We start from the raw sequence: 26,343 nt of genomic DNA, 5'->3' as shown, positions 1-26,343 counted from the left end.
GCTGGCCGGTGCGCAGACCCACGACGCCCTGAAGCCGGCGACTGCGGCGGGGCTCGACCTGTGGCTGGAGCGGCGCCGCCCGGGGACGTGGAAACCGGCCCTACTCGGGGACGGTGAAGTAGCGGGCGAAGCCCCGTACGACCTCCTCCTCGCCGATCCTGCCGTCGCCGTCCGTGTCCAGCGTGGCGGCAGCGGATCCGGCGAGCTCCTCGGGAACACCGAGTGCCCTCAGGACGCGGGCGGCGTCCGCCACGCCGACCGCGCCGTCGTCGTCCGGGCCGGTCAGGGCGAGGGTCGCGCGCAGGAAGGGCCGGGCGATCTCGGCGAACCGGTCCGGGTTGTCCCGCAGCCGCTTCACCGCGCCGGTCACGAATTCCTCGCGGGTGATGCGCTGGTCGCCGTCGTGGTCCGCGATGCCCGCCATGCCCTGCCAGAAGGCCTCGGCGCCGCCGTACAGGGCCTGGCCCTTGTCGGAGCGGGCCCGCGTGCCGAACTCGGCGAGCAGCGCCTTGGCCGCTCCGCTGAAGTCCTCGCGGTCGATGTAACCGTTGCCGTCCTGGTCGAAGGTGGCGAACCGGGCCGCGATCCGGCGCTCGTACTCGCTGCTGACCATGTTTCTTTCAGGCCGCCTTACTCAGAGGGTCGTCTCGCTCGGAGGGTACGTCGTGCGAGGCGGCTTCATGAATTCGGAAGCGACGCTTGCGCCAAGAACGGGAGAAATCCGGGACGATCGCGTGACACACGACACTTTTCGTGGTAAGCGCGGCGTCCGTGGTGCGCGTGCGCCCCGGGGTCCGTTACGCGTGACGCCCCGAGGCTCACGGTCGGCTCAGGCCGACAGCGGGCGGGAACTCCCGTCCACCGCGGACGGGACGTCCGGGTGCACGTCGAAGAGGCGGCGGACACCGAGCGCGCCGAGGACCCGGTTGACGTGACTGCCGTCGGCGGCCCCGTGGGCGGGCAGGATCAGCCGCAGGCTGCCCTGGCAGGAACGCAGCAGCCGGCGGGTGGCTATGAGTACCCCGACACCGCTGGAGTCGCAGAACCACACCTCGGAGAGATCGAGGACGAGGCTGCGTCTGCCGTCGGCCACCGCGTCGTGCACCCGCTGACGCAGCACCGGCGACGTCACCAGGTCCAGCTCACCCGACACCTGGAGCACGGCCCACTCGCCCTGCTGCCCGTCGGTCACTTTGAAGGCCACCACCACGCCCTTCGCTCGCCGAAACGGAAGAAACACCTACGCTTCCTTGCAGCGCGGCTGCCCACCGGCCGTGCCCTGAAACGCGACCCGAGAAACCGTTACCGAACAGTAAAGGCTTGTTTCAGTCGGCTTCGATCCAATTCGATGGGTTACGGTCTGTTCGAATCCACACCGTTCAGTTCCGGTCGACTCCAGTCAGTCGCAGCCAGTCCCAGTCAGCTCTAGTCAGCTCTGGTCGACTCCAGTCGGTTCCGATCGCCGAGCGGCTGGGTAGGCACGCCCCGGACGGGCATCCGACGTGCCCGTGGGCGGCTCCTTACCACCTGTGGTTCGCCAGGGGGCGCGCATTGCCATAAAGGGGCGTGCGCTCTCCGACGTGCCGACTACATTCATGGAGTCGGCGGGCACACGCCGGCCCCGGGCACGACCGGCTCGGGGCGCCGGGGGAGGAACAGGGGGTGAAGGGGGCCACATGACGAAAAGGGACGTGCCACCTCACTGGGACCGCACGATGCAGCAGCGGCTCGCCCGCGGGGAGGCCGCGGCGCTCGGTGAGTTCTACGACCGGTTCGCCTCCCTCGTGCACGGTCTAGCCCACCGCGTCCTCGGCGACGAGCGCGCCGCCGACAGCATCACGCGCGACGTCTTCGCCCACGTCTGGGAGCACCCGGACGCCTACGACCCCAAGCAGGGCCCGCTGCGCACCTGGGTCGCCGAGCTGACCCACCGGCTGGCCGTCGAGCGGCTGCGCGCCACCAGGACGGCGGCGCTCGCCCACAGCGCCCACGGCTCCCCCGGCGACACGGAGGAACTGGAGCGCCAGGTGCGCCACGCCTCGGTGGCCGCCCGCGCGGACTACATCGTGCACGCCATGCCGGTACCGCTGCGGGCCGCGCTGGAGCAGGCGTACTTCCAGCGCCGCGACTACCACCAGACCGCCGCCGACCTCGGCGTCACCGCGGACGAGGCCCGCCGCCGCCTCCGGCTGGGCCTGCAACTGCTGGCCACGGCCCACGACACCGAGACGGCCCGGCTGGACGCCCCGTCCGGCATCGGGGGTGCGGCGTGAGCGACGACCGCTGCGAGCCGTCCGACGGCGACACCGCCGCCGCGGGAACACACACGGCCGCGGGAAACGGGGCGGACGGTACGCGTGAGGACGGCGGGCCGTCCCTGCCGGCGCCGGCACCCGAGCCCGCCACCGGGGTCGCGCCGCGGGCGGCCGAGCCGCTGGTGCTGGAGCACCGGGTGCTGAAGTCACTGCTGGGCGCGTGGGCGCTGGCCGCCTGCGCGCCGGAGGAGACGGCGGCCGTCGAGGAGCACCTCGGTGACTGCGGGGCCTGCGCCGACGAGGCGCTGCGCCTGCGCGACGCGGTCGGGCTGCTGCAACGCCCCGAGAGCCTCGATCTGGACCCGGGGCTGCGCACCCGCGTCCTGGAGTCCTGCCTCGAGCGGCGTCCGCCGCGCATCCCCGTACCCGACTGGGCCACCGCCTACGACGCCGAGACGGCCCGGCTGGACGCGCTGCTCCAGGACTTCGGCGACACCGAGTGGCACGCGCCCGTGCGGCTGCGCTGGTACGAGGCCGACGAGGCGACCACCCGCCGCACCACGGTCGCCGGGGTCATCGCGCATCTGCTGACCGTCGACGGCCTGGTCGCGGTCGCCCTCGGACTGGACGACCCGCTCGGCGACCTGTCGGTCGAGCGGCCCACCCCGTCGGCCCGCACCGAGGCGTACTGGAGTGCCGCCCACTCCCCGCCCACCCGCTCCGTACGGGCGCCCTGGCGTGCGCAGACCCACGACCTGGTGCGGACCGTGTCCTTCACGGGCAGCCGGGCCGGGCGGACGGCGGTGCCGTACGGCGACTTCGAGCTGCCGCTGCACGACGCGATGCTGGACCGCGCCTTCGAGTGCTGGGTGCACGCGGAGGACATCGCCGAGGCGGTGGACTACCCGTACGATCCGCCCACCGGACGGCACCTGCACCGCATGGTCGACCTGGCCGCGCGGATGCTGCCGTCCGTACTGGAGGCACGCCGCCGCTCCGGACCGGACGCACCCGGCGGGCGGCGGCTGGTCGCGGCCGGTGCGCCGGGGCGGAGCCTGCGGCTGGAGATCGAGGGGTCCGGCGGCGGGGAGTGGCTGATCCCGCTGGACTCCCCCGCCGCCCGGGGCTCCGCCGAGCACGAGGTGGCCCACATCGCCCTCGACGGCTCGGAGTTCTGCCGCCTGGCCGCGGGCCACGTGCCCCCGCGGGAGGCGGCCGCCGGGCAGGTCGGCGACAAGGAGGCCATCAGTGAGGTCCTCCTGGCGGCGGCCTCACTGAGCAGGATGTAGCCGGGACCCTCCATGCCTTCCGGGCGGCCGGCGGTTCAGGCGAAGACCACCGTCCGCCGCCCGTTCAGCAGGATGCGGCGTTCCGCGTGCCACTTCACCGCGCGTGCCAGCGCCTGGCACTCCACGTCGCGGCCGACGGCGACGAGCTGGTCCGGGGCGACGTCGTGCCGCACCCGCTCGACCTCCTGCTCGATGATCGGGCCCTCGTCGAGGTCGGCGGTGACGTAGTGCGCGGTGGCACCGATCAGTTTCACTCCCCGGGCGTGCGCCTGGTGGTACGGCTTCGCGCCCTTGAAGCTCGGCAGGAAGGAGTGGTGGATGTTGATGATCCGCCCGGAGAGCTGCTTGCACAGGTCGTCCGAGAGGACCTGCATGTAGCGGGCGAGCACGACGAGTTCGACGTCCTCCTCGCGCACGATCTCCAGCAGCTTCGCCTCGGCCTCCGCCTTGGTGTCCTTCGTCACCGGCAGGTGGTGGAAGGGAATGTCGTACGAAGCCACCAGTTCCGCGAAGTCCGTGTGGTTGGACACCACTCCGGCGATCTCCACCGGCAGCGCGCCGATCCGGGCGCGGAAGAGCAGGTCGTTCAGGCAGTGGCCGAACCTGCTGACCATCAGGAGGACGCGCATCTTCTCGTCGGCCCGGTTGATCTGCCAGTCCATCCGGAACGAGTCACCGATCGCCGCGAAACTCGCCCGCAGCTTGTCCACGGTCACCGGCGCCTCGGCGGAGAAGTGGACCCGCATGAAGAACAGGTCGGTGTCGTGGTCGCCGAACTGCTGGCTGTCCTCGATGTTGCAGCCGGTCATGAACAGGTAGCTCGACACGGCGTGCACGATGCCCTGCTTGTCGGGGCAGGACAGGGTCAGAACGTACTGGTCGGCCGGGGCCTCTGCTCGGGCGGGCTGCTCACTCATGCGGGAAAGGGTCCCATACGCGGGTCGCGGACGAGGAGCCGTCCCGCTACGCGGACCGCGTGAGGATGTTCAGCACCTCGAGGGTCCGCGGCGCGGCGTCGGGGTCCTCCCCGTCGCTCACCGCCAGCCGCACGTGCGCGTCCCGCGCGGCCCGTACCGCGTCCGGCCATCCCTCGTGCTCGAGGTAGGCGGTGACCGGTGCGTCCGGACCGACCTGGTGCATGATCCGCAGCACGCGCAGCACCGCGGTGTCGACGAGCGCCGCCTCCTGGGAGTCGCGGAAGATCGTGCCGACGTACTTCTCGGCGGACCAGTTGTCCAGCCAGGTGTCCTCGACCAGCCGGTAGACCGCGTCGGTGACGTCACCGTAGCCGTCCACCCCGGCCAGCCAGACACCCTGCTGGAACCCGGGGTCGGAGAGCATGTGCAGCGCGGAGCGCACATTGCTGCGCCAGCGCCACCATGGCATGTCGTTGAGTGGCATGCCGCCCATGGTGGAGGAGCGGCGGCCGCGGCGGGAAGAGTTCTCCGAACCTTGCACGGTCATCGATCGTACGTTTCCCCTCCCCGGGGGTCACACCGGCCCCTTAATTCACTTTCACGTCACCACCCGTCGGCCCCGGGTCACCCCGGGGTTGGCAATGTGAGGGAATCGTGCATGAGCATGACCGGCAGTCGCATTCGCAGCAGTTCCCTCCCCCGCCACCGCTCCCGGACGTTCAGAGCGGGCGTCCTGGCCACGGGCACGCTGGCGGCGATGACGCTCGCCGCCGGCTGCGGAGTCGTCCCCGGCACCTCGGGGGCCGACGACGACCCGATCACCGTCATGACCTGGGCGCCCGAGGAGACCAAGACCACCAACAAGCCCGGCATGCCCGCTTTCGCCCGCGCCTACGCCCGCTGGGTGAACTCCGAGGGCGGCATCAACGGCCGCAAGCTCAACGTCCTCACGTGCAACGAGCGCAACGACAGTGTGGCCGCCGCGCGGTGCGCCCGGACCGCGGTCAAGGAGAACGCCGTCGCGGTCGTCGGCTCGTACAGCCAGCACGCCGACGCCTTCCTGCCCACCCTCGAGGGTGCCGGCATCCCGTACATCGGCGGCTACGGCATCACCACCGACGAGTTCACCAGCCCGCTGTCCTACCCCGTCAACGGCGGCCAGCCGGCGCTGCTGGCCGGTCTCGGCCGCGCCCTCGCCGATTCCTGCGGGCCGGTCACCCTGATCCGGCCGGACACCATCGCGGGCGACCAGCTGCCCCCACTGCTCAACTCGGGCCTGTCCGCCGGCGGTCACGAGCCGACCGCGGACCAGCGGGCGGAGGAGGAGGCCACCGAGTACGCCGGGCAGTCGAAGCAGGCCCTGGAGACCAGCACCACCGACCCGGAGGCGCCGGGCTGTGTGGTGCCCGCGCTCGGGGACCGCACCGGCACCTTCATGGACTCCTTCCGGCGGGCCCGCGCCGACTACCCCGACGTGCGCACCGCGACCGTGATGGGCAGCGTCGACCAGACGACGATCAACACGTCCGGCGGCGCGTCGAGCCCGTACGAGGGGTCGTACGTGACCGGCTGGTACCCGGCGTCGAGCGACGCACTCTGGAACCCGATGAAGGACGTGATCAAGAAGGAGGCGTTCGGCGACAACCGGATCGACCCCGCCGACGCCGGGGTGCAGACCACCTGGATCGCCTACACGGTGCTGAAGCAGGTCCTCGAGTCGCTCGGCGACGACGAGGTGAGCTCGCGCAGTGTGACCCGGACGCTGAACAAGGGGCTGAAGGTCGAGACGGGCGGCCTCACCCCCACCCTGCGCTGGCAGTTCCAGGACAAGCTGGCCGCCGTCGGCTTCCCGCGCCTGGTCAACGCCAACGTGACCCTGCAGAAGGTCGAGGACGGGCGGCTGGTGGCCGGCAGCGAGGGCTTCATCGACGTGACGGACACCCTGCACGAAGCCGACGTGGTGTGACGCGCGGGGGCGCGGCGAGGACGGAGCGGGGCGAGGAGGGGCAGGGTGAGGACGGAGGCCGTCCACCGGCCCGGCCCGCTCCGCGGTCCTTCCCTGTCCCCCGCCGCCCCCGCTGCCGCCGGAAGCCGGTCACAGCTGGGTCGGCTGCCGCTCGGTCAGGCCGTGCTGCTTGGCGATCGCGTTCCACAGCGAGGCCGCCTTGGTCTTCTCCTCCGTCGCGGTGCCGCTGGCCCGGTTGCCCGCCTCGGTCTGGCCGGTCGTGCGGGCCTGGCCCTTCTTGCAGCCCTTCTTGCCCGCCACCTGGTCGGCCCAGGCCGCGTAGTGGTCGTCGGCCGACGCCGACGCCTGCCACGCCTTGGTGAGCGCGGCGCTCAGCGCCTGGTGGTCGGGCAGCTTGTCCACCTCGATGCCGGAGAGGTCGGTGACCAGCTGGTTGCGCTGGTCGGCCGCGTCCCGCAGGTCCTTGGCCGCCTGGTCGAGATTGCGGCAGGCCTTCACGTCGGCCACCGCGTTGATCACGGCGGTCCGGCTGTCGCCGCTGACGGCCAGCAGCTTGTCCAGCTCCACGGCCTGCTGACGGACCGGGTCGACGGTGGGGGACGCCTCGGCCTCGGGTTCCTCGCTCGCGGGGGCGGCGGCGGAGACGGGCTGCTTCTTGCCGTCGGCATCTCCGCCGTCGTCCCCGCTGCCGAGCAGCGCGCCCGCGCCGATGCCCAGGACGACGAGACCGACACCGACCGCCGCGATGAGCGGCACCCGTGAGCCCGTACGTCCGCTCCGGCCGCCGCCGTCGCCCTCACGGGCGGCACGCCGGCCGCCGCCGCCCCGGCCGGGCGGGGTGTGGGCGGGCTGCGGATGCTCGAAGCGGGGGAGCTGCTGGGTGGAGCCGACCGCGCCCTCGTCGGCGCCCGCGCCGCGGAAGAGGTTGTCGAACTCGGCGGGCGGCTGCCGGTTCCCGTCGTCGGCCGGGGCGCCGGGTGCGGCGCCGTACGGGGCTCCCCCGGGCCCGTCGGTCACCGGGGCCATGAACTGGGTGGCCTCGGCGTCGGGCCCGCCCGCGGGCGGGCCCGGGTACCGGGCCGCCTCGGAGTGGTGTGCGGCGGGCATCTCGGGGGGTAGCGCCCCCGGGCCCACCGGGGGTATGTACTGCGTCGCCCCCTCGTCCACGGGGGCGGCGGGCACCGGCGGCAGGAACTGGGTGGCCCCCTCCGACCCGTCGGGCAGCGCGCCCGCCGCGGCGGAGCCGTACGCGTCGACGGCGGGAGCACCGTGGAAGGAACCGTTCTGCGGCGGCATCGGGGCGGACGGGTCGTACGGGGTGTGGGCGCCGTACGCCGGGGCCTGCCCGCCCTCGGGCGGCAGCGGACCCAAACCGTGCTGCCCCTGGCCGTGCCCGCTCGCGGCCGGGTCCTGCGCGCCCCACGGGGCCGGGTCCTGCGGGCCCCACTGCTGCGCGGGCGGGGACTGCCAGCCCTGACCCTGCGACGGGGCCGGCAACTGCTCCTCCGGTCCCCAGGGCGTCCCCCAGGTCTGGCCGCCGGGCGGCGCCGAGGCGGGCGGCTGTCCGCCCGCACCACCCGGGGCGACCGGACCGGCCGACCCGCCCGGCATGCCCGGCAGCAGGGGCTCGCCACCGTCGGAGGGCAGCACGATGCCTTCGCGCGCGGGGCGCGCCGAGGGCTCCTCGCCCTGTCCACTCTGCGTCACCGGGACTCCTACACATGGGGGACCTTGTGAATCGTCGACTCACGCTACCGGGTCCCCGGAGCCCGGTGCCACGCAGCACAGGGCCTGGGCTCCTGCCCTGTGATCGCGGTAACAGAACCGGGTCACCTCACGCTGTTCATGCCCCCTCCTTCACCCCGGCCCCGCGTCAACTCCACGTTGACCGACCGTTCATCCGCCGACGCCCGTCCCGTTCATCCGCCGACGCCGCCACCGTGCGCCCCCGTACTGGTACTAGTCCTAGTACTCCTGCCCCTGTTCGCGTTCATGTCCCTGTTCGTGTTCACGCCGCGGCCGGGAGGGCGACACGTGCGCCGAACTCCCTTACCACCGGCTCCTCCTGATACGGCTCCAGTCGCTGCCGGAAGTCCTCCAGGTACTCGGCACCGCGGTTCGACCTGAGCCCGTCGAGCAGTTCCACCGCTTTCAGGCCCGTACTGCAGGCCTGTTCGACCTCCCGCTGCTGCACCTGCGCGGTGGCCAGCAGCACGTAGCCGATCGCCCGGCGCCGGGCCCGGGACTCCGGATGCCCGGCCAGGGACTCGAGCGCGCACCGCGCGGCCGCCTCGGCCTGTCCCAGATCCCGGTGGCAGTGCGCCAACTCGTCGGCCAGGTAGGCCTCGTCGAAGTGTGCGATCCACACGGGATCGTCCCCCGACGCCGGATCGGCCGCTTCCATGGCGCTGATCGCGTGCCCGGCCGCGATCTGCGCGGCGTGCGCGTCGCCCATCAGCGCGTGCCCGCGTGCCTCCGCCGCGCGGAACATCGCCTGCGCGCGGGGGGTCGCCCGGCCCCGCGCGCCTTCCTGCGCGGCTCGCGCCAACTGCGCGATCTCCCGCGGGTTTCCGAGCTGTGCGGCCAGATGACTCATGGAGGCGGCCAGTACGTACCCGCCGTAGCCCCGGTCGCCGGCCGCCTGGGCCAGCCGCAGCGCCTGGATGTAATAGCGCTGGGCGAGGCCCGGTTGCCCGGTGTCGATCGCCATGTAACCGGCGAGTTCGGTCAGCCGGGCGACCGCCGCGAACAGCTCCCGTCCCACGGCCTCCCGGTACGACCCCGCGAGCAGCCCCGAGACGACGCTGTTGAGGTAGTGCACGACGACCGGACGCACGTGCCCGCTGCCGTACTGGTGGTCCAGGTCCGCCAGGGCCTGCGTCATCGACCGCACGGCCCCCACGTCGGACCGCCCGACCCGCGGCCCGACCGAGCGCGCCACCTGCGGGTCGGGGGCGGAGATCAGCCAGTCCCGGCTCGGCTCCACCAGGGCGGACGCGGCGACGGAGGAGCCGGACAGGAAGTCCCGCCGGCCCACATCACTGCGCCACAGTTCGCAGACCTGCTCGATGGCCCCCAGCACCGTCGGCGAGAACTGGAGACCGACGCCCGACGCGAGGTTCTTGCCGTTGGCCATGCCGATCTCGTCGATCGTGACCGTGCGGCCCAGTTTGCGTCCGAGCGCCTCCGCGATGATCGCCGGCGCCCGGCCCCGCGGCTGCTGTCCGCGGAGCCAGCGGGCCACCGACGTCTTGTCGTAGCGCAGGTCGAGGCCGTGTTCGGCGCCGCACAGGTTGACCCTGCGGGCCAGCCCGGCGTTGGAGCACCCGGCTTCCTGAATGAGCGCCTGCAGTCGTTCGTTCGGCTGCCGCGCGACGAGAGGCCTTGCGGCCATGGCACACCCCCTGTGGCTGCGGTGCCTGCCCACGCACCGAGTTGACGTGTCTTCCGCGGCCGGAGACCCGGCATCTCCTGACATCTCCTCTCGACCAGGAGCAAAAGTTCCGACCCTGAAGATCAATGCCCCGCCGAGGTGCCGAAGATGCGAGACATGTACGGATTGCCGGGGTGACAGTTGACGCCTGCCCCGCCCGGCCGCGCGCTCCCGGTCGCGGCCGCCGGCCGGCCACCGCCGGTCACCCACTCCTGGCTACCCACCCGGGAACGTGGATCCTCTTGCGCGCCCCCGCGGATGCACCCATGCGCCCCGGGCGCGGAGCAAGTGCTCCTCCCCCGCGCATGGACACGGGCGTAACCCCTGGTGACGGACGTAGTTGTGTTCATCGTGGAAGAGACGATCCCGGGCACCGGCGCCGGACACATCCCGAAGCAGCGCGGAGAAACCCTGCTGGAGACCGCAGTGCGGTATACCGAGGAGCGGCACTGGGACGTGTTCGCGGGCACCTGGCTGGAGGCCGTGAACGGGGTGCACCGCTGCTCGTGCGGCGTCGCGGAGTGTCCGGCACCCGGCGCACACCCGGCGCGCTCGGACTGGGCGGCCCAGGCGACCGGCAGTGCGACCACCGTTCGCCGCATGTGGCAGATGTGGCCGACGGCCTCGATCCTGCTGCCCACCGGCCACGCCTTCGACACGATCTCCGTCCCCGAGACGGCCGGGTTCCTGGCGCTGGCCCGGATGGAGCGGATGGGACTGGCGCTCGGTCCGGTGGCCCTGAGCCCGGCCGGGCGCATGGAGTTCTTCGTGCTCCCCGGCGCCTCGACGAGGGTGCCGGGTCTGATCCGCTCCCTGGGCTGGTCGCTGTCCCCGCTCGAGCTGAGCGTGCGGGGCGAGGGGGCGTACGTGGCGGCGCCGCCCACGCGGTTCGGGTCCAGGGGGGCCGTGCAGTGGGCCAGCGGGCCGACCCCGGCGAACCGCTGGCTGCCGGACGCGACGGAACTGATCTCCCCCCTCGCCTACGCCTGCGGCCGCGACCGCCAGGACCGCCGTGACCGGCAGGGCCAATAGGACCGCCGAGGCCGGCAGGGCCAATAGGACCGCCGGGACCGGCAGAACCTCCGCCCACCGGGCCCGGCAGGACTCCGCGATCGACGGAACCACCAGGACCGGCAGAACCGGCCACCGGACCCGGCAGGACAGCGGAACCCGCAGGACCGGCAGGGCCACCGAGACCACCAGGACCGATCGGACCACCAGGGCACAGGGCCCCCCGGAGCACCGGGGCTGCGGGGTCCGTGGAGGTGCCCCGGTCGGCGTGGGGCGCGGTCGGTCGGGGCGGTGCGTGCCCGTGCACTCCGGCCCCGTGCGGATCACCCTCCCCCGTTAGGGTGCTCGTATGACGGAGGGAGCAGGGGTGGGTTCATCCGCCGTACGCGTACAGGGGCTCTGGAAGCGGTTCGGTCAGCAGATCGCGGTGGCCGGCATCGATCTGGAGCTGCCCGCTGGCAAGTTCATCGGGCTCGTCGGGCCGAACGGAGCGGGGAAGACCACCACGCTGTCGATGGTGACCGGGCTGCTGCGGCCCGATCAGGGCACCGTCGAGGTCGTGGGACACGACGTGTGGCGCGACCCGGTCGAGGTCAAGGCACGGATCGGGGTGCTGCCGGAGGGGCTGCGGCTGTTCGAGCGGCTGTCGGGGCGTGAACTGCTCGCCTACTCCGGCCGGTTGCGCGGCCTGCCCGGCGCCGAGGTCGACAAGCGCGCCACCCAGCTGCTCGACGTCCTCGACCTGGCCGGGGCCCAGCACAAGCTGGTCGTCGACTACTCGACCGGCATGCGCAAGAAGATCGGCCTCGCCGCCGCGCTCCTGCACAACCCCGAAGTGCTGTTCCTGGACGAGCCGTTCGAGGGGGTCGACCCGGTCTCGGCGCAGATCATCCGGGGCGTCCTGGAGCGGTACACCGCGTCCGGTGCCACGGTCGTGTTCTCCTCCCACGTCATGGAACTCGTCGAGTCGCTGTGCGACTGGGTCGCGGTGATGGCCGCGGGCCGGATCCGTGCCCACGGACCGCTCGCCGAGGTGCGCGGGGACGCGCCCTCGCTCCAGACGGCGTTCCTGGAACTCGTCGGTGCGCACGGCCGCGACACCGGCTCCGAGCTCGACTGGCTGGGCGGCGGATCCCGGTGAGCGCCCCCGCCCCCGCTCCCGCGACCGCCCCCTCCCCCGCAGCCGCCCCCGCGATCACCCCGGTCTTCGTCCGGCTGAAACTGTCCCTGCTGCGCAACGGACTGCGGCAGTCCGGTGGGCGCAAGGCCGCGTACATCGCCTCGGCCGTCGTCGCCCTGCTGTTCGCCGCGCTCCAACTCGTCGGCCTCGTCGTGCTGCGCCGCGTCGACCACGCCGAGTCGCTGGTCGTGCTGCTGGTGGCGGTACTGGCACTGGGCTGGGCGGTGATGCCGCTGTTCTTCCCCAGCGGTGACGAGACGCTCGACCCGACCCGGCTGGTGATGCTGCCCCTGCGTCCCCGGCCGCTGGTGCGGGCCCTGCTCATCGCCTCGCTGGTCGGCATCGGACCGCTGTTCACGCTGTGCATGCTCGTCGGGTCGGTGATCGCCGTCGCGCACGGCGGGGCGGCGTTCGCCGTCAGTGCCCTCGCCGTCCCGCTGGCGCTGCTGGTGTGCGTGGCGCTGGCCCGTGCGGTCGCCACCGCCAACGTACGGCTGCTGACCAGCCGCAAGGGACGCGACCTCGCGGTGCTCAGCGGACTCCTGATCGCGGTCGGGGCGCAACTGGTCAACTTCGGTGCGCAGCGGCTCGGTGTCTCCGGTCTCGAACAGCTCGGACCTGTGGCGGACGTGGTGCGCTGGATCCCTCCGGCGTCCGCGATCGGCGCGGTGCACTCGGTGGGCGAAGGCTCGTACGGGATCGCCGTCGTCCAGTTCGCCCTGAGCGTCGGGGCGCTGGTGGCGCTGCTCGCGCTGTGGTCGCGGTCGCTGACCCTGTTGATGACCTCGCCCGACGGTTCCACCCTGCAGAGCGGCGAGGCGGCCGTGCGCGAGCGCGCCTCGACCGGGCCGGCCCGGCTGCTGCCCGCGGGACGCACCGGCACGGTCATGGAGCGCAGCCTCCGCTACGTCTGGCGCGACCCCAAGACCAAGGCGGCATGGGTGACCTCGCTGGCCATCGGGCTGATCGTGCCGGTGTTCAACGCCTGGCAGGGCACCGGCTCGGTCTACTTCGCCTGCTTCGCCGCCGGGATGCTCGGCATCATGATGTACAACCAGTTCGGTCAGGACACCTCGGCGTTCTGGATGGTCGCGATGACGATCGCCGGCACCCGGGACGCCTACGTCGAGCTCCGCGCCCGCGCCCTGGCCCTGCTGCTGATCACGCTGCCCTACGCCACGCTCGTGACCGTCCTGACCACCGCGATGCTCGGCGACTGGCCCCGGCTGCCGGAGGCCCTGGGGGTGTCCTTCGCCCTGCTGGGCGCGATGCTCGCGACCGGTGCGTGGACGTCGGCGTGCTTCCCCTACTCCATTCCGCAGGAGGGCTACAAGAACGTCGCTCCGGGGCAGACCGGGCTCGCCTGGATCTCGATCTTCGGTGGCATGGTGGCGGCGGCCGTGCTGTGCGCACCGGTCATCGCGCTCACGATCTGGCTGAACGTGAGCGCGGGCGGCGAGGGCCGGACGTGGCTGCTGCTCCCGGTGGGCACGGTGTACGGCGCCGCCATCGGCCTGCTCGGCCTCCGTCTCGCCGCCCCGCGCACGGCCCGTCGCCTCCCGGAGATCCTCACCGCGGTCAGCAAGGGCTGAGCACCCCGGACAAGCGGTACGGGCGGCCGGCTCAGCCGGCGCGGAGGGTGGCCAGGAACGGCTCGATCGCCGTCCGCCAGGCCTCCGGCTGGTCGTAGTGGACCAGGTGGCCGGCGTCGGCCACCTCCGCGTACTGGCCGCGGGGCAGGACGCGGACCATCTCCTGGGCCTCCGCGCGCCCCAGTTCGCCGTCGAGGCCGCGGACCACCAGGGTGGGGCACCGCACCTGGGCCAGCTCCTCCCAGTGCGCGTTGTACACCCAGGTCTCGCGGGAGCGGAGCATCTGGTCCGGGTCGAAGACCGGCCGCCACCCGTCCGGGGACTCGGCCATCACCTCGGCGTAGAACTCACCGCGGGCCGGGTTCGGCCGCTCCACCCAGGGGTCGTCCTCGCCGAACCACTTGCGCACGTCGGCGAGCGTGGCGAACGGGAGGGGCCAGGCCCTGAACCACTGGGCCCACTCGTGCTGCGAGGCGGCCCCGAGCGCGGAGGCCCGCATGTCGCAGATGATCACCCCGCGCACCAGGTCCGGCCGCTTGGCGGCCAGCTGCCAGGCGGTCAGCGCGCCCATCGCGTGGCCGATGAGGACGGTCGGGCCGAGGCCCAGCTGCTCCAGGGCGGCCTCGGTGTCGTCGACATAGGCGTCCCGGGTGAACGAGGCCTGCGCGGGCTTGTCGCTGCGGCCGTGGCCACGCTGGTCGAGGGCGACGGCCCGGTACCGCCCGGAGAGCCAGCGGGCGGTGGGCGCCCAGTGCGAAGCCCGCCCCATGAGTCCGTGCAACAACAGCACGCTCGTGTTCCCGGCGTGCTCCGCCGCCGGGTCGCCGCCGGTCTTGGGGGGATCACCGAACTCCCAGGCGGCGAGCCGTACGCCGTCCGCCCCCGTCACGTCGATACGTCGCGCCATCGTGTTGGCACCCCCAAGCTCGCTGCCTGCCGTGCTGCTTGCCCTGCCTACTGCTGTCGCCCCGCACAGATTATCGAATGTGCTTTCGAGAACCCCGTTCCCGCCGCCAACACCCCTCGATCGAGTGACACCCCTCGGGGATTGATCGTCGTGATCGAGGGGAGATCTTCAGCGGGAGGCGAACCGCTCGGGGAGACCGGTTCGAGGGGAATGACCCTGGGAGCTCGGGGCTCCGGGTCAGCACAGGGGAGGACAGGCCCCGGCGCCGCACGGCGCCGGGGCCCCTCACGTACTCACGGCACATCCTCCGCCCCTCCCCGGCCGGGCGACATCGTGCCGGGCCCGGCCAAGAGCCCCTCGCGTCATATGCCCCACGCGACAGCCTCGCACGTGAACCCGGCGAGCGCTGCACTTCGGCACACCGGATCCCGGATTCGGCGCGATCACACCGAAACCCCAACTCCCTCCCGGGCGAGACGAGTTGGGGGTTCAATGCGGCGAGGTGACGACAGGCCCCAGGCCCCGGGCCCTAGGGCTTGGCGACGAACACGTGGGAGGCGACGTCCGCCTCCAGCTCGGCCGCCTCGCCGCCGCTGCCCACCAGCACACCGCCCGCCGACTCCGTCACGCTGACCACCGAGCCGGGCTGCACGCCCGCGCGGCGCAGCGTGTACATCAGCTGCGCGTCCGTCTGGATCGGCTCGCCGATGCGGCGCACCACGACCGTCTTGCCCTCGAGCCCCGGGTCGAGATCGGCCAGGGACACCATGCCCTCGTCCAGGAACGGGACGGCGCCGTCCTTCTCGCCCAGCTCCTCCAGGCCCGGGATCGGGTTGCCGTAGGGCGACTCGGTCGGGTGCCGCAGCAGCTCCAGCACGCGGCGCTCGACGGCCTCGCTCATCACGTGCTCCCAGCGGCAGGCCTCGGCGTGCACCTGCTCCCACTCCAGACCGATCACGTCGACGAGCAGGCACTCGGCGAGGCGGTGCTTGCGCATCACCCGGGTGGCCAACCGACGGCCTTCCTCCGTCAGCTCCAGATGCCGGTCGCTGGCGACGGACACCAGGCCGTCACGCTCCATCCGGGCCACCGTCTGGCTGACCGTCGGCCCGCTCTGGTCGAGCCGCTCGGCGATCCGGGCGCGCATGGGGACCACGCCTTCCTCCTCCAGCTCGAGGATGGTGCGGAGATACATCTCCGTGGTGTCGATCAGTCCGGACATACGTGCCCCTCGATGAGATCTGCGATTGGCTCTGCCGGAGGCTGGACGGCTCACCGGCGCATGCGCTGGCCCTGGACTCAATTCTGACCCATCGCGCCGACAACCGGGGCATGCCGCGGAAACGCCGGGCATTCGCCGGGTGGTACAGGCTGCCGCGGGGGTCTGCCCGGCCCCTGCCGCCATGTTGACACGGCGCTGGTCCGGACCGCACGGTGATCCGCAGCAGTCCACCCCGAAGGGATGGCCCCCCATGAGCGACCGCACGCCGGCCGACCGGTTCCTCGACGCCGCGATCGGCCTGCTGCACCGGGTCCGCGACGAGGAGGCCGACTCCGTGGCGGCCGCGGGCGCCCTGCTCGCGGACACGGTCGCGGACGGCGGACGCCTCTTCGCCTTCGGCGCCGGCCACTCCTCGCTCGCCGCGCAGGACATCGTCTACCGCGCGGGTGGACTCGCCCTGATGAACCTGCTCGCCGTCCCGGGTGTCGTCGGCGTCGACGTGATGCCGGCCACCCTCGGTTCCGCCCTCGAACGCGTCGACGGCCTCGCGAGCGCCGTGCTCGACGCGTCACCGGCCCGTGCGGGCGACGCCCTGGTGATCGTCTCCCTGTCCGGGCGCAACGCGCTCCCGGTGGAGATGGCCATGAGCGCCCGTGCCCTGGGCATGAGGGTCATCGGCGTGACCTCGGTGGCGTACGCGGCGGAGACGACGTCCCGGCACGTGTCGGGGACGTACCTGAAGGACCACTGCGACCTCGTCCTGGATTCCAAGATCGCGGTCGGCGACGCGGAGCTCACCCTGGACGACGTCCCCGCCCCCTTCGCCCCCGCCTCCACGGTCGTCACCGCGGCCCTGCTCCAGGCGGTCGCGGCCACCGCCGCCGCCACCCTGGCCGAGCGGGGCATCGAGCCCCCGCTCCTGCGCTCCGGCAACGTCGACGGCGGCCACGACTGGAACGACCGCGTCCTGGACCAGTACGCCGACCGGATCTTCTACCGGCGCTGAGGACCCGCCGTCACTCCGGCCGCCCGGTCACTCCCCCCAGGTCCAGGGCCATGGCGATGCGTGCGGCCACGTCCTCCGCGTACATCGTGTCGGAGCGTTCGAACGCGCTCCGGCCCGGACCGCGCAGAAACGTCACGGCGCCCAGCGTCCGGCCGCGGCTGCGCAGCACCGTGCACAGGGCGTGTGCCGCGTCCGCCGGCCACTGCCGGGACACCGCCCACACACGTGCCTCCTCCGCCGGCACCGCCCCCGCGTCGGCCCGCACCGAGCCGGCCCGCTCCACGCACCGCAGCGCCGGGTGCCCCTCGCGGTACCGCACCGGCAGACCCGCCCGCCCGGCCAGCCGGCTCGGTCCCGGCGCCCCGGAAGGGGTGGCCGCGATCCGCACCAGCCGGACCCGCCCGGCGCTCTCCCCCTCGTCCGCCGTCCCGTCGGCCCCCCGGTCGGCCACCCGGTCGATCAGCGCGTGGTCGGCGAATCCGGCCAGCGCGAAGTCCAGGTGGACGGTCATCGCCTCCGCCGGGTCCTCGCACTCGGCCGCCGCCCGCGCCGCCCGGTGCAGCTGCTGCCCGCGGAACCGCAGCAGCGACGCCTCCTGCTCGCCCTGCCGGGACTCGGTCACGTCCTGGAACAGCCAGCCCACGCCGAGCGGCACCGGCTCCTCCGCGAGCGGCGACGACAGCCGCACGAATCCGCACCGCCAGCACCGCCGCCGCTCGCCCTCCGGCTCCCGCACGCTCACCCAGATGTCGGCGGGCGCGGGCGGGGTGCCCTCGGCCAGCACATGGGTGAGCGCGCTCTCCAGCTCCTCCACACCCTGCGACAGCAGCTCCCCGAGCGGCCGTCCCAGCACGGACCCGCGCCCCGTGCCGAGCGCGCGGGCCGCGTGCGGGTTCACCACGGCGGGCCGCAGATCGGCGTCGACGAGCACGACGCCCCAGCTCGCGTCCTCCAGCAGCGCCTCGCTCAGCGCGATCGACCGTTCCAGGTCGATCTGCGCGTGCACCTCGCTGAACGCGCAGTACACGCCCGCCGGCTTCCCGTCCGGCCCGCGCACGGCCGCGGACTGCGTCCGCACCAGCACCCGGCCGCCGTCCTTCGTCAGCAGCGCGAACTCGTGCACCTGCCGGCCCGGCGCGCCCATGGCCGACATCAGCCGCGCCTCCACCTCCGCGGCGTCGGCGCCGCGCACCGCCCATCCGGCGAACCCCCGCCGACCCACCGCCTCGGCCGCGGTCCACCCGAGGACGCGCTCCGCCTCCCGGTTCCAGTGCGTCACCACCCCGTCCGCGTCGAGGGCGCACAGGGCGGCGTCCATACCGTCCAACAACGCGGCCAGCAGATCGGATCCGGCTGGACTCTCCCGCCCGGACCCACCCGGGCTCTCCCGTCCGGACCCACCCGAGCTCTCCCGCTCGGGCTCGTCGGGCCCCAGTTCGTCGGTGGCCCCACTACGCCGGGAAGCACTCACCTGGACCCCCTGCAGGCCGCGTCCGCACGTACGGCACATCGGTTCACTCACTTGCAATCATTCAACTTGAACGTGACCCAGCGCACACCGGGTTCCCACAACATCGAAGGAATCATCGGAGGAATCGTCGTACGGCCCCGGCGTCATCGCGGCCGGCCGTGCCGCAGCGTCGCGGCGCTGCGGCACGGCCGGCCGGGTTCGGCGTCCTCACGCGCGGGCGGCAGGGGGCGTCATCCCTCCGGGAAATGGGACCAGAAGTGGTCCACGATGTCGTCGAGGTAGCGCCGCCCCTGCTCGCCGGAGGCATTGGCGCCGCCACCTCTGCTGAGGGTGGCCGCCATGAGGGACTGGTACTCGGTGTGCATGGTGCGCAGCGGGTCCTGCAGGTCGCGGCGTTCCATCGAGAGAAGGCGGGCGATGTCGCGGATGTGGGCCTGCCAGCGGGTGGAGACGGCCTCGGCGAGCAGCCGGGTGAGTTCCGCCTCCCCGCCGGTGATGGCCACGAAGTCCCTCGGGGGGAGCTTGAGGAGGGCGCCCAGTTTGGCCGACTGCCGCCGGTCGCCGGCCCATTGCCCGGTCTCCTCCATGCGGAGGTAGTCGTGAAGTCTCAGGCTGGTGACGCGGGCGACGTCCTCGGCGGCGAATCCGCTGGCGATCCGGTGTTCCCGCAGGGTGCGGGGAGCACCCATGAGGTCGCTCGGGGAGCACCACAGCGCGCCGGCCAGGGCGGTGAGTTCGGTGGCGGTGGGCAGGGCTACACCGCGCTCCCACGCGGTGATGTGGTCAGGGGTGATGTGGGTCATGCCGTAGGAGGCGCGCATGCCGTAGGCGACGTGGCCGGGGGCCATCCCGACCTTCCCGCGCAGGGTCCGGGCGGCGCGCGCGTTGAAGGGGAGCGGTGAGTTCACGCACCGAGAGTATGGAGTGACCCACCGTGAAAACCATGCCCTCCTGTCGCCTGCCTCCCGTTATGACGGGAAGGTCGCCGCGAACTCTGTAGGAACCGACGGGAGGCCGACTAGGGAATTAACTCCTCTTTTCCTCAAAGGGCTTGAGGAAAACGCCCAGGTTCGTAGAATCCGCTGGCGGTCTGCCGCAGGTGTGTCCGGATTTCGACGCTTTCGAAGCTCTCGAGGTTTACAGCGTTTACGACGTTTTCGACGTTCTTGGCGGTTTCGGCTTTTTGACGTCTCGACGTTCTCGACGTTTCGATGCCGCACGCACCCGGCGGTTGCCGTCATGCTTCCCCGCACCTGCTCGCCCAGGAGACCCACCCATGCAAACCCTCACGACCGACCCGGCCGACCCGGCGCCCGCCAGAGCCCACAGCCCGCTCGACCGGTTCTTCCGCATCAGCGAACGCGGCTCGACCTACGCCAGGGAGATACGCGGCGGGTTCGCCACGTTCTTCACGATGGCCTACATCCTGGTGCTGAACCCCATCATTCTGGGCAGCACCGAGGACAAGTTCGGCCACACCCTGAGCGCCGCCCAGCTGGCGACCGCCACCACCCTGGTGGCCGCCGTGATGACCGTGATCATGGGTGTGGCCGGCAACCTGCCGCTCGCCCTGGCCGCGGGTCTGGGTCTCAACGCCGTCGTCGCCTTCCAGATCGCTCCCCTGATGGCCTGGGAAGACGCGATGGGCCTGGTCGTGCTCGAGGGCCTGCTGATCTGCGTCCTGGTGCTGACCGGTCTGCGCGAGGCCGTCATGCACGCCATCCCGCAGCCGCTCAAGCAGGCGATCAGCGTCGGCATCGGCATGTTCATCGCCTTCATCGGCTTCGTGGACTCCGGGTTCGTGACCCGCATCCCGGACGCCGCGAACACCACCGTGCCCGTCCAGCTCGGCACCGGCACCCTCACCGGCTGGCCCATGCTCGTGTTCTGCCTGGGTGTGCTGCTGACGTTCGTCCTCATGGCCCGCAAGGTGCGGGGCGCCATCCTCATCAGCATCCTGGCGATGACGGTGTTCGCCGTCATCGTCAACGAGTTCGCCGACGTCAAGAGCTGGGGCCTCACCGCCCCCGAGCTGCCCGGCAACCCCGTCGCCGCGCCCGACTTCGGGCTCCTGGGGCAGTTCGACCTGCTGGGCGCGTTCGGCCAGATCGGCGTGCTCACCATCGTCCTGCTGATCTTCACGCTCATCCTGTCCGACTTCTTCGACACGATGGGCACCGTCGTCGGCGTCACCGCCGAGGCCGGGCTGCTCGACGAGCGCGGGCAGGTCCCCGGTCTGGGCCGGGTCCTGTTCATCGACAGCGCGGCGGCCGTCGCGGGCGGTGCCGCCTCGTCCTCGTCCGCCACCACCTACATCGAGTCCGCCGCCGGCGTCGGTGAGGGCGCCCGGACCGGCTTCGCCAACCTCGTCACCGGTGGCCTGTTCGCCCTCGCCCTCTTCTTCACCCCCCTGCTCACCATCGTGCCGATGCAGGCCGCGGCCCCCGCCCTGATCGCGGTGGGCTTCCTGATGATGACGCAGGTCAGGCACATCGACTGGGACCGCTTCGAGCTCGCCGTCCCCGCCTTCCTGACCGTCGTGGTCATGCCGTTCACCTACTCCATCAGCAACGGCATCGGCGCCGGCTTCATCTCCTACGTGGTCATCAAGGCCTGCCTGGGCAAGGGCCGCGAGGTGCACTGGCTGCTGTGGAGCACCGCGGGGCTCTTCCTCGTCTACTTCGCCATCGACCCGCTGAAGCAGCTGCTCGGCGTCTGACGGCACCGGCCCGCCACCGGCGCCCCGGGACCACCGAAAAAAGTGGTTGCTCCGGAGGGAATCGCTTCCTAGGCTGGCGGTACTTCGGAGAGGAGGTGGTTCGGCAGATGTATGAATACCGGACGGAAGAGGTGGCTGCGGGCTAGTGGCCCGTCGCCGTACTCGGTTCGGCGCCGGACCGGCGTGTGCGAGATACACGCAACCGGCCTAACCCAACGCAGTCGCCCGACCCGCGAGTCGCCGGTACGTCCGGCCGGCCCCTCCTCCGGAGGGCCAGACTCGCGGGTCGTCTGCGTTTTCGGAATTTTCGAAGTTTTCGGAATTTTCGAAGTTTTCGGGCTTCGGGGCCCCGGGGGTTCGGGGACCCGGGTTCTCAGGACTCCCGCACTCAGCGGGCGAGGTCCGCGTAGCCCTCGATCTCGTGCAGGCCCCGGCTGCCGGGGCCGATGTAGTGGGCGGAGGGACGGACCAGGCGGCCGGTGCGCTTCTGTTCCAGGATGTGGGCCGACCAGCCCGCGGTGCGGGCGCAGGTGAACATCGAGGTGAACATGTGGGCCGGGACCTCGGCGAAGTCGAGGACGATGGCGGCCCAGAACTCGACGTTGGTGGCCAGGACGCGGTCGGGGCGGCGGGCGTGCAGTTCGGCCAGGGCGGCCTTCTCCAGGGCCTCGGCGACCTCGAAGCGCGGGGCTCCCAGGTCGCGCGCGGTGCGGCGCAGGACACGGGCGCGCGGGTCCTCGGCGCGGTAGACGCGGTGGCCGAAGCCCATGAGGCGTTCGCCCCTGTCGAGTGCCTGCTTCACATACGCCTCGGCGTCGCCCGTGCGCTCGATCTCCTCGATCATGCCGAGGACCCGTGAGGGGGCTCCGCCGTGCAGCGGTCCCGACATGGCGCCGACGGCGCCCGAGAGGGCCGCGGCCACGTCCGCGCCGGTGGAGGCGATGACGCGGGCCGTGAAGGTGGAGGCGTTCATGCCGTGCTCGGCGGCCGAGGTCCAGTACGCGTCCACGGCGGCGACGTGCTTGGGGTCGGGTTCGCCGCGCCAGCGGATCATGAAGCGTTCGACGATGGAGTGCGCCTTGTCGATCTCACGCTGCGGGACCATGGGCCGGCCCTGGCCGCGCGCGGACTGGGCGACGTAGGAGAGGGCCATGACGGCGGCGCGGGCGAGGTCCTCACGGGCCTGCTCGGCGTCGATGTCGAGGAGCGGTTCCAGGCCCCAGACGGGGGCCAGCATGGCGAGCGCGGACTGGACGTCGACGCGGATGTCACCGGAGTGGACGGGGATCGGGAACGGCTCGGCGGGCGGCAGGCCGGGGTTGAAGGCGCCGTCGACGAGCAGGCCCCAGACGTTCCCGAAGGAGACGTGCCCGACCAGATCCTCGATGTCGACGCCCCGGTACCGGAGAGCGCCGCCCTCCTTGTCCGGTTCGGCGATCTCCGTCTCGAACGCGACGACTCCTTCAAGCCCGGGTACGAAGTCGGACATCAGGCGGCTCCTCGTGGTGTGGGCGACGGATGATGTTGTCGTGGGGGGGTGGTGTCGTCGTGGGGGGTGTCGTGGGGTGGGGCGACCTCGTGCGGGCCGGTCGAGGGGAGCGGGTGCGCGTCCGACGGATCCACGGTCCTCCTGCGAGGACTCGCGGTCCGGGACGCCACCGGTCACCCCTGTGATGCCCGGTGGGCGGTCACCCAACCGGGCCGGTGCCAGCACAATATCCCTGAGTGCCATTTTTGGGGAGGGTTCACGGCACTCAGTGCCATACAAGACGGTGGGACACCGGGCCCCCACGGGATCCGTCCATACGGCAGGATGACGGCGTGACCGACCGAGACCCCGTCCCCCTCGCTCTCGCCTCGATGCGCAAGCAGTACCGGGCCGAGGGGCTTTCCGAGACCGACCTGGCCGCGACTCCCGTCGAGCAGTTCGCGCGCTGGTTCAAGCAGGCCGCGACGGACGGCGGGCTGTTCGAACCGAACGCCATGGTCGTCTCCACCGCGGACGAGCTGGGCCGGCCCAGCTCCCGTACGGTGCTGCTGAAGCACTTCGACGAGCAGGGGTTCGTGTTCTACACGAACTACGAATCCCGCAAGGGGCGCGAGCTGGCCGGGAACCCGTACGTCTCGCTGCTGTTCCCGTGGCATCCGATGGCCCGGCAGGTCATCGTCACCGGGGTCGCGCTGCGCACCGGCCGGGACGAGACGGCCGCCTACTTCCGCACCCGGCCGCACGGCTCACAGCTGGGTGCGTGGGCGAGCGGCCAGTCCTCGGTGCTCGCGAGCCGTACGGAGCTGGACACGGCGTACGCGGAGCTCGCGGCCCGGTATCCGGAGGGCGAGCAGGTGCCGGTGCCGCCGCACTGGGGCGGTTTCCGGGTGGCCCCGCAGGCGGTGGAGTTCTGGCAGGGCCGGGAGAACCGCCTGCACGACCGCCTGCGGTACGTGGCACAGGCGGACGGGGGCTGGAGGGTGGAGCGGCTGAGCCCGTGAGGGCTCCCCGCCTCAGTCCAGCGCCCCCTCCAGCGCCCCCTCAAGGAGGGCCGCCCACTGCCCCACCACCCGTTCGCGGCGGGCCGCGTCGTCGGTGAGGAGGTTGGCCAGGCCCAGGCCGCGGGCCATGTCGAGGAGGCCCTGGACGGTCTCGCGGACGCCGGGGCGGGTCTCGTCGGCGCCCAGGAGGTCGACGGCGATGCGGTGGGTCTCGCGGCCGACGCGCGCCTCCAGTTCGGTCACGCGCGGGCGCAGCTGTTCCTCGTCGGAGGCGGCGACCCACAGGTGGAGGGCGGCACGGAACAGGGGCCCGGTGTAAAGGTCGACCAGGGCGGTGACCACCGCGCGGCGGTCGCCGGCGGCCGCTCCCTCGGGGAAGAGGGCGCGCAGCGCGGTGGAGCGTTCCTCGGCGACGTACTCGACGGCGGCCGTGAACAGGTCCTCGCGGGTCGGGAAGTGGTGCTGGGCCGCCCCCCGGGAGACACCGGCGCGCTCGGCGACGACGAGGACCGTGGAGCCCGCCCAGCCGTGTTCGGCGAGACAGGCCACGGCGGCCTCCAGGAGGCGCTGCCGGGTGGCCCGGCTGCGGTCCTGCTTGGGGACGCGTTCGGCACGGTCGGCCGCCGCGCTCACACCACCCATTCCGGATCCCGTCGTTCGAGGAAGGCCGTCATCCCCTCGCGCGCGGGGGCGGAGGCGAAGAGGCGGGCCGAGAGCGCCGTCAGGTGGGCGGCGTCCCGGTCGAAGGTCTCCAGCACCCTAGCCGTGAGCAGCCGTTTCGTCTCGGCCAGGGCTTCGGGGGCGGATCTGCGCAGGCCGTCGAGGACGGGCGCGAGCGTCTCGTCCACGTCGTCACCGGCGGCGGTGAGCAGGCCGATGCGGGTGGCTTCGGCGGTGTCGAGGCGTTCGCCGGTGAGGTAGTAGCGGGCCAGCGCGCGCGGGTCGGTGCGGGGCAGCAGCGGCAGGGAGATGACGGCCGGGGCGACCCCGATGCGGACCTCGGTGAAGGCGAAGGTCGCCGCGTGGGAGGCGACGGCGATGTCGCAGGCGGCGAGCAGGCCGAAACCACCCGCGCGGACGTGCCCGGTGACCCGCGCGACGACCGGTTTGGGCAGCTCGACGATCTGCCGCAACAGGCCCACCAGGGCCTCGGGGGGAGGAGGGTCGCGCAGGTCGGCGCCCGCGCTGAAGGTGTTGCCGGTGTGGGTGAGGACCACCGCTCGGACGCCGGTGTCCTGGCCGGCGTCGGTCAGCGCCCCGGCCAGTTCCCCGACGAGGGCGGCGGACAGGGCGTTGCGGCGCTCCGGGGCGTCGAGGGAGAGCGTTTCGACGCCCCGCGCGTGGGTGCGGCCGATCAGGGTCACGAGGGCTCCTTGTGCGCCGTGCGGGGCTCACGGCGCAGGATCTTTCCGGAAGCGGCGCGGGGGACGGCGCCGAGGAAGGTGACGTGCCGGACCCGCTTGCACGGGGCGACGCACCGGTGGAACCGGTCCGCCTGCTCGTACGTGAGGGTGGTGCCGTCGGTGCCGGCGACGAGCGCCGGGGTGCTCCCGAACTCGGCGGCGCCCGCGAGCGCCGCGTCGTGGACGGGGGGTTCCACGGGTGGGACGTCTGCCTGCTCGCTGCGGAACACGGTTCCTCCAGGACGGCCGGGAAGCCGAGCGGGCCTAGTACGACTTGGGAAGGCCCAGGGTCTGGTGGGAGACGTAGTTGAGGATCATCTCCCGGCTCACCGGGGCGATACGGGACACGCGCGCGGCGGTCACCAGCGAGGCGAGCCCGTACTCGCGCGTGAGGCCGTTCCCGCCGAGGGTGTGCACGGCCTGGTCGACGGCCTTCACGCAGGCCTCGGCGGCCGCGTACTTGGCCATGTTGGCGGCCTCGCCCGCACCCGTGTCGTCACCGGCGTCGTAGAGGTGGGCGGCCTTCTGCATCATCAGACGGGCCAGTTCGAGGCCGATGTGCGCCTGCGCGAGGGGGTGCGCGACGGCCTGGTGGGAGCCGATGGGTGCGTTCCAGACGGTGCGCTCACGCGCGTACTCGACGGCGCGGGAGAGCGCGTGACGGCCCATGCCGATCGCGAAGGCGGCGGTCATGACGCGTTCGGGGTTGAGTCCGGCGAAGAGCTGGAGCAGCCCGGCGTCCTCTCCCCCACTGCCGGAAGCGTGGGAGGGGCCCCCACCCACGAGGGCGTCGGCGGGCAGCCGTACGTCGTCGAGGACCAGCTCGAACTGCTTCTCGACGGCGTTGAGTTCCATGTCGATGGGGCGCCGCCGGAAGCCCTCGGTGTCGCGGGGGACGATGAACAGGCAGGGCTTGAGTCTTCCCGTGCGGCCCCCCTCGGTGGACACGGTTTCGGTGCGGCCGACGATCAGGGTGGCGTCGGCGATGTCGACGCCGGAGACGAAGACCTTGCGGCCGGTGAGGAGCCAGTCGGTGCCGTCCTTGCGTGCCGTCGTGGTGATGCGGTGGCTGTTGGACCCGGCATCGGGTTCGGTGATGCCGAAGGCCATCAGGCGGCTGCCGTCGGCCAGGCCGGGCAGCCACTCCCGCTTCTGGGCCTCGGTGCCGAAGCGGGAGATGACGGTGCCGCAGATGGCCGGGGAGACGATCATCATCAGCAGGGGGTTGCCGGCGGCGCCCATCTCCTCCAGGACGAGGGAGAGTTCGGTGATGCCGCCGCCACCACCGCCGTACGCCTCCGGCAGGTTGACGCCGATGTAGCCGAGCTCGGCGGCCTCCTGCCAGAACTGTCTGCCGTCGGTGCCCGGAGTGCGGGGGTGGCTCCGGGCGAAGGCGGAGACCGCTGCGCGGAGGGACTTGTGCTCTTCGGATTCGATGAGGGTGGTCACGGTGGCTCCTTCGGGTGCGGGCTCGTCGTGGTG

23 protein-coding genes and 1 pseudogene are annotated in these 26,343 nt (G+C 72.4%); 9 read left to right on the top strand and 15 right to left on the bottom strand.

All coding sequences use genetic code 11. The features are described 5' to 3' along the window. Positions 1 to 100: 100 nt before the first annotated feature. On the bottom strand, positions 101 to 613 hold the full coding sequence (locus tag AB0I73_RS06275) for an EF-hand domain-containing protein (protein WP_363034280.1): 513 nt from the start codon (positions 611 to 613) through the stop codon (positions 101 to 103). 216 nt (positions 614 to 829) lie between these two features. Further along, a complete protein-coding gene (locus AB0I73_RS06270; RefSeq protein WP_109381350.1) occupies positions 830 to 1,210 on the bottom strand; it encodes an STAS domain-containing protein in 381 nt (126 codons plus the stop codon). Between the two features lie 466 nt (positions 1,211 to 1,676). Here AB0I73_RS06270 and AB0I73_RS06265 point away from each other — a divergent pair, with 466 nt between their 5' ends. Together AB0I73_RS06265 and AB0I73_RS06260 are read left to right on the top strand one after the other, a co-directional pair. Next, positions 1,677 to 2,273 carry a sigma-70 family RNA polymerase sigma factor gene (locus AB0I73_RS06265; protein WP_363034278.1) on the top strand — a complete coding sequence of 199 codons (597 nt, stop codon included), beginning with the start codon at positions 1,677 to 1,679 and terminating at the stop codon, positions 2,271 to 2,273. A gap of 104 nt (positions 2,274 to 2,377) precedes the next feature. Then, a complete protein-coding gene (locus AB0I73_RS06260) occupies positions 2,378 to 3,544 on the top strand; it encodes a maleylpyruvate isomerase N-terminal domain-containing protein (protein WP_363034300.1) in 1,167 nt (388 codons plus the stop codon). A gap of 35 nt (positions 3,545 to 3,579) precedes the next feature. Here AB0I73_RS06260 and purU read toward each other — a convergent pair whose 3' ends face one another. Then, the gene (gene purU, locus AB0I73_RS06255) at positions 3,580 to 4,461 is read right to left on the bottom strand and encodes a formyltetrahydrofolate deformylase (RefSeq protein WP_363034276.1); all 882 of its coding nucleotides are present in this window, start codon (positions 4,459 to 4,461) and stop codon (positions 3,580 to 3,582) included. Positions 4,462 to 4,507: 46 nt separating this feature from the next. Then, on the bottom strand, positions 4,508 to 5,008 hold the full coding sequence (locus AB0I73_RS06250; protein WP_202282271.1) for a hypothetical protein: 501 nt from the start codon (positions 5,006 to 5,008) through the stop codon (positions 4,508 to 4,510). Positions 5,009 to 5,125: 117 nt separating this feature from the next. Here AB0I73_RS06250 and AB0I73_RS06245 point away from each other — a divergent pair, with 117 nt between their 5' ends. Continuing rightward, the gene (locus tag AB0I73_RS06245) at positions 5,126 to 6,427 is read left to right on the top strand and encodes an ABC transporter substrate-binding protein (protein WP_363034274.1); all 1,302 of its coding nucleotides are present in this window, start codon (positions 5,126 to 5,128) and stop codon (positions 6,425 to 6,427) included. 129 nt (positions 6,428 to 6,556) lie between these two features. Here AB0I73_RS06245 and AB0I73_RS06240 read toward each other — a convergent pair whose 3' ends face one another. Together AB0I73_RS06240 and AB0I73_RS06235 are read right to left on the bottom strand one after the other, a co-directional pair. Beyond that, positions 6,557 to 8,134 carry a hypothetical protein gene (locus AB0I73_RS06240; protein WP_363034272.1) on the bottom strand — a complete coding sequence of 526 codons (1,578 nt, stop codon included), beginning with the start codon at positions 8,132 to 8,134 and terminating at the stop codon, positions 6,557 to 6,559. A gap of 301 nt (positions 8,135 to 8,435) precedes the next feature. Then, on the bottom strand, positions 8,436 to 9,821 hold the full coding sequence (locus tag AB0I73_RS06235; RefSeq protein ID WP_363034270.1) for a transcriptional regulator: 1,386 nt from the start codon (positions 9,819 to 9,821) through the stop codon (positions 8,436 to 8,438). Positions 9,822 to 10,202: 381 nt separating this feature from the next. Here AB0I73_RS06235 and AB0I73_RS06230 point away from each other — a divergent pair, with 381 nt between their 5' ends. The 3 genes from AB0I73_RS06230 (at position 10,203) to AB0I73_RS06220 (ending at position 13,643) form a co-directional block, all read left to right on the top strand. After that, a complete protein-coding gene (locus AB0I73_RS06230; protein WP_363034298.1) occupies positions 10,203 to 10,892 on the top strand; it encodes a bifunctional DNA primase/polymerase in 690 nt (229 codons plus the stop codon). Positions 10,893 to 11,220: 328 nt separating this feature from the next. After that, positions 11,221 to 12,012, top strand: a complete 792-nt coding sequence (locus AB0I73_RS06225) for an ABC transporter ATP-binding protein (RefSeq protein WP_363034268.1) — start codon at positions 11,221 to 11,223, stop codon at positions 12,010 to 12,012. Further along, the gene (locus tag AB0I73_RS06220; protein ID WP_363034266.1) at positions 12,009 to 13,643 is read left to right on the top strand and encodes a transporter; all 1,635 of its coding nucleotides are present in this window, start codon (positions 12,009 to 12,011) and stop codon (positions 13,641 to 13,643) included. The genes AB0I73_RS06225 and AB0I73_RS06220 overlap by 4 nt, the downstream gene beginning before the upstream one ends. Before the next feature lie 31 nt (positions 13,644 to 13,674). Here the strand turns inward: AB0I73_RS06220 and AB0I73_RS06215 are convergent, their stop codons facing one another. Next, positions 13,675 to 14,550: an alpha/beta hydrolase gene (locus AB0I73_RS06215; RefSeq protein WP_363034264.1), complete on the bottom strand. Its 876-nt coding sequence runs from the start codon at positions 14,548 to 14,550 to the stop codon at positions 13,675 to 13,677. Between the two features lie 529 nt (positions 14,551 to 15,079). Beyond that, positions 15,080 to 15,772: a metal-dependent transcriptional regulator gene (locus AB0I73_RS06210; RefSeq protein ID WP_363034262.1), complete on the bottom strand. Its 693-nt coding sequence runs from the start codon at positions 15,770 to 15,772 to the stop codon at positions 15,080 to 15,082. A 250-nt stretch (positions 15,773 to 16,022) separates the two neighbouring features. Between AB0I73_RS06210 and AB0I73_RS06205 the strand changes: the two genes are divergently transcribed. Then, positions 16,023 to 16,778, top strand: coding sequence for an SIS domain-containing protein (locus AB0I73_RS06205; RefSeq protein ID WP_363034260.1), 756 nt, complete (start codon positions 16,023 to 16,025; stop codon positions 16,776 to 16,778). 10 nt (positions 16,779 to 16,788) lie between these two features. On the opposite strand, the gene AB0I73_RS06200 is transcribed toward AB0I73_RS06205, so the two are convergent. Both AB0I73_RS06200 and AB0I73_RS06195 read right to left on the bottom strand, forming a co-directional pair. Further along, a complete protein-coding gene (locus tag AB0I73_RS06200) occupies positions 16,789 to 18,249 on the bottom strand; it encodes a PAS domain-containing protein (RefSeq protein ID WP_363034258.1) in 1,461 nt (486 codons plus the stop codon). A 230-nt stretch (positions 18,250 to 18,479) separates the two neighbouring features. Continuing rightward, positions 18,480 to 19,157 (bottom strand): helix-turn-helix transcriptional regulator, encoded by a 678-nt coding sequence (locus tag AB0I73_RS06195; RefSeq protein WP_363034256.1) that lies wholly within the window; start codon positions 19,155 to 19,157, stop codon positions 18,480 to 18,482. Positions 19,158 to 19,525: 368 nt separating this feature from the next. On the opposite strand from AB0I73_RS06195, the gene AB0I73_RS06190 reads away from it, so the two are divergent. Continuing rightward, entirely contained in the window at positions 19,526 to 20,968 is a 1,443-nt protein-coding gene (locus tag AB0I73_RS06190; RefSeq protein ID WP_363034254.1) for an NCS2 family permease, read from the top strand. A gap of 388 nt (positions 20,969 to 21,356) precedes the next feature. Here the strand turns inward: AB0I73_RS06190 and AB0I73_RS06185 are convergent, their stop codons facing one another. Next, positions 21,357 to 22,457: a citrate synthase 2 gene (locus tag AB0I73_RS06185; protein WP_363034252.1), complete on the bottom strand. Its 1,101-nt coding sequence runs from the start codon at positions 22,455 to 22,457 to the stop codon at positions 21,357 to 21,359. Positions 22,458 to 22,789: 332 nt separating this feature from the next. Between AB0I73_RS06185 and pdxH the strand changes: the two genes are divergently transcribed. Beyond that, entirely contained in the window at positions 22,790 to 23,458 is a 669-nt protein-coding gene (gene pdxH, locus AB0I73_RS06180) for a pyridoxamine 5'-phosphate oxidase (RefSeq protein WP_363034250.1), read from the top strand. Positions 23,459 to 23,470: 12 nt separating this feature from the next. On the opposite strand, the gene AB0I73_RS06175 is transcribed toward pdxH, so the two are convergent. The 4 genes and pseudogenes from AB0I73_RS06175 to AB0I73_RS06160 all read right to left on the bottom strand — a co-directional run bounded on the left by AB0I73_RS06175 (position 23,471) and on the right by AB0I73_RS06160 (position 26,310). Then, positions 23,471 to 24,100, bottom strand: a complete 630-nt coding sequence (locus AB0I73_RS06175) for a TetR/AcrR family transcriptional regulator (protein WP_363034248.1) — start codon at positions 24,098 to 24,100, stop codon at positions 23,471 to 23,473. After that, positions 24,088 to 24,822 carry an enoyl-CoA hydratase family protein gene (locus AB0I73_RS06170; RefSeq protein ID WP_363034246.1) on the bottom strand — a complete coding sequence of 245 codons (735 nt, stop codon included), beginning with the start codon at positions 24,820 to 24,822 and terminating at the stop codon, positions 24,088 to 24,090. Before AB0I73_RS06170 ends, AB0I73_RS06175 begins: the two co-directional genes overlap by 13 nt. Before the next feature lie 104 nt (positions 24,823 to 24,926). Continuing rightward, positions 24,927 to 25,091 (bottom strand): annotated as a pseudogene (locus AB0I73_RS06165) (4-coumarate--CoA ligase family protein); the annotation flags it as partial. 34 nt (positions 25,092 to 25,125) lie between these two features. Continuing rightward, on the bottom strand, positions 25,126 to 26,310 hold the full coding sequence (locus AB0I73_RS06160) for an acyl-CoA dehydrogenase (RefSeq protein WP_363034244.1): 1,185 nt from the start codon (positions 26,308 to 26,310) through the stop codon (positions 25,126 to 25,128). Positions 26,311 to 26,343 lie beyond the last annotated feature (33 nt).

This window comes from Streptomyces sp. NPDC050388 (assembly GCF_040655635.1).
Lineage (GTDB): Bacteria > Actinomycetota > Actinomycetes > Streptomycetales > Streptomycetaceae > Streptomyces.
The sequence above is the reverse complement of the archived record's forward strand: the minus strand, read 5'-3'. Positions and strand labels throughout refer to the sequence as shown.

Excerpts from the sequence above, each read along its gene's own strand:
- AB0I73_RS06275 (WP_363034280.1), bottom strand. The coding sequence starts at position 613 with ATGGTCAGCAGCGAGTACGAGCGCCGGATCGCGGCCCGGTTCGCCACC.
- AB0I73_RS06265 (WP_363034278.1), top strand. The coding sequence starts at position 1,677 with ATGACGAAAAGGGACGTGCCACCTCACTGGGACCGCACGATGCAGCAG.
- purU (WP_363034276.1), bottom strand. The coding sequence starts at position 4,461 with ATGAGTGAGCAGCCCGCCCGAGCAGAGGCCCCGGCCGACCAGTACGTT.
- AB0I73_RS06250 (WP_202282271.1), bottom strand. The coding sequence starts at position 5,008 with ATGACCGTGCAAGGTTCGGAGAACTCTTCCCGCCGCGGCCGCCGCTCC.
- AB0I73_RS06245 (WP_363034274.1), top strand. The coding sequence starts at position 5,126 with ATGACCGGCAGTCGCATTCGCAGCAGTTCCCTCCCCCGCCACCGCTCC.
- AB0I73_RS06235 (WP_363034270.1), bottom strand. The coding sequence starts at position 9,821 with ATGGCCGCAAGGCCTCTCGTCGCGCGGCAGCCGAACGAACGACTGCAG.
- AB0I73_RS06225 (WP_363034268.1), top strand. The coding sequence starts at position 11,221 with ATGACGGAGGGAGCAGGGGTGGGTTCATCCGCCGTACGCGTACAGGGG.
- AB0I73_RS06215 (WP_363034264.1), bottom strand. The coding sequence starts at position 14,550 with ATGGCGCGACGTATCGACGTGACGGGGGCGGACGGCGTACGGCTCGCC.
- AB0I73_RS06210 (WP_363034262.1), bottom strand. The coding sequence starts at position 15,772 with ATGTCCGGACTGATCGACACCACGGAGATGTATCTCCGCACCATCCTC.
- AB0I73_RS06205 (WP_363034260.1), top strand. The coding sequence starts at position 16,023 with ATGAGCGACCGCACGCCGGCCGACCGGTTCCTCGACGCCGCGATCGGC.
- AB0I73_RS06190 (WP_363034254.1), top strand. The coding sequence starts at position 19,526 with ATGCAAACCCTCACGACCGACCCGGCCGACCCGGCGCCCGCCAGAGCC.
- AB0I73_RS06185 (WP_363034252.1), bottom strand. The coding sequence starts at position 22,457 with ATGTCCGACTTCGTACCCGGGCTTGAAGGAGTCGTCGCGTTCGAGACG.
- AB0I73_RS06175 (WP_363034248.1), bottom strand. The coding sequence starts at position 24,100 with ATGGGTGGTGTGAGCGCGGCGGCCGACCGTGCCGAACGCGTCCCCAAG.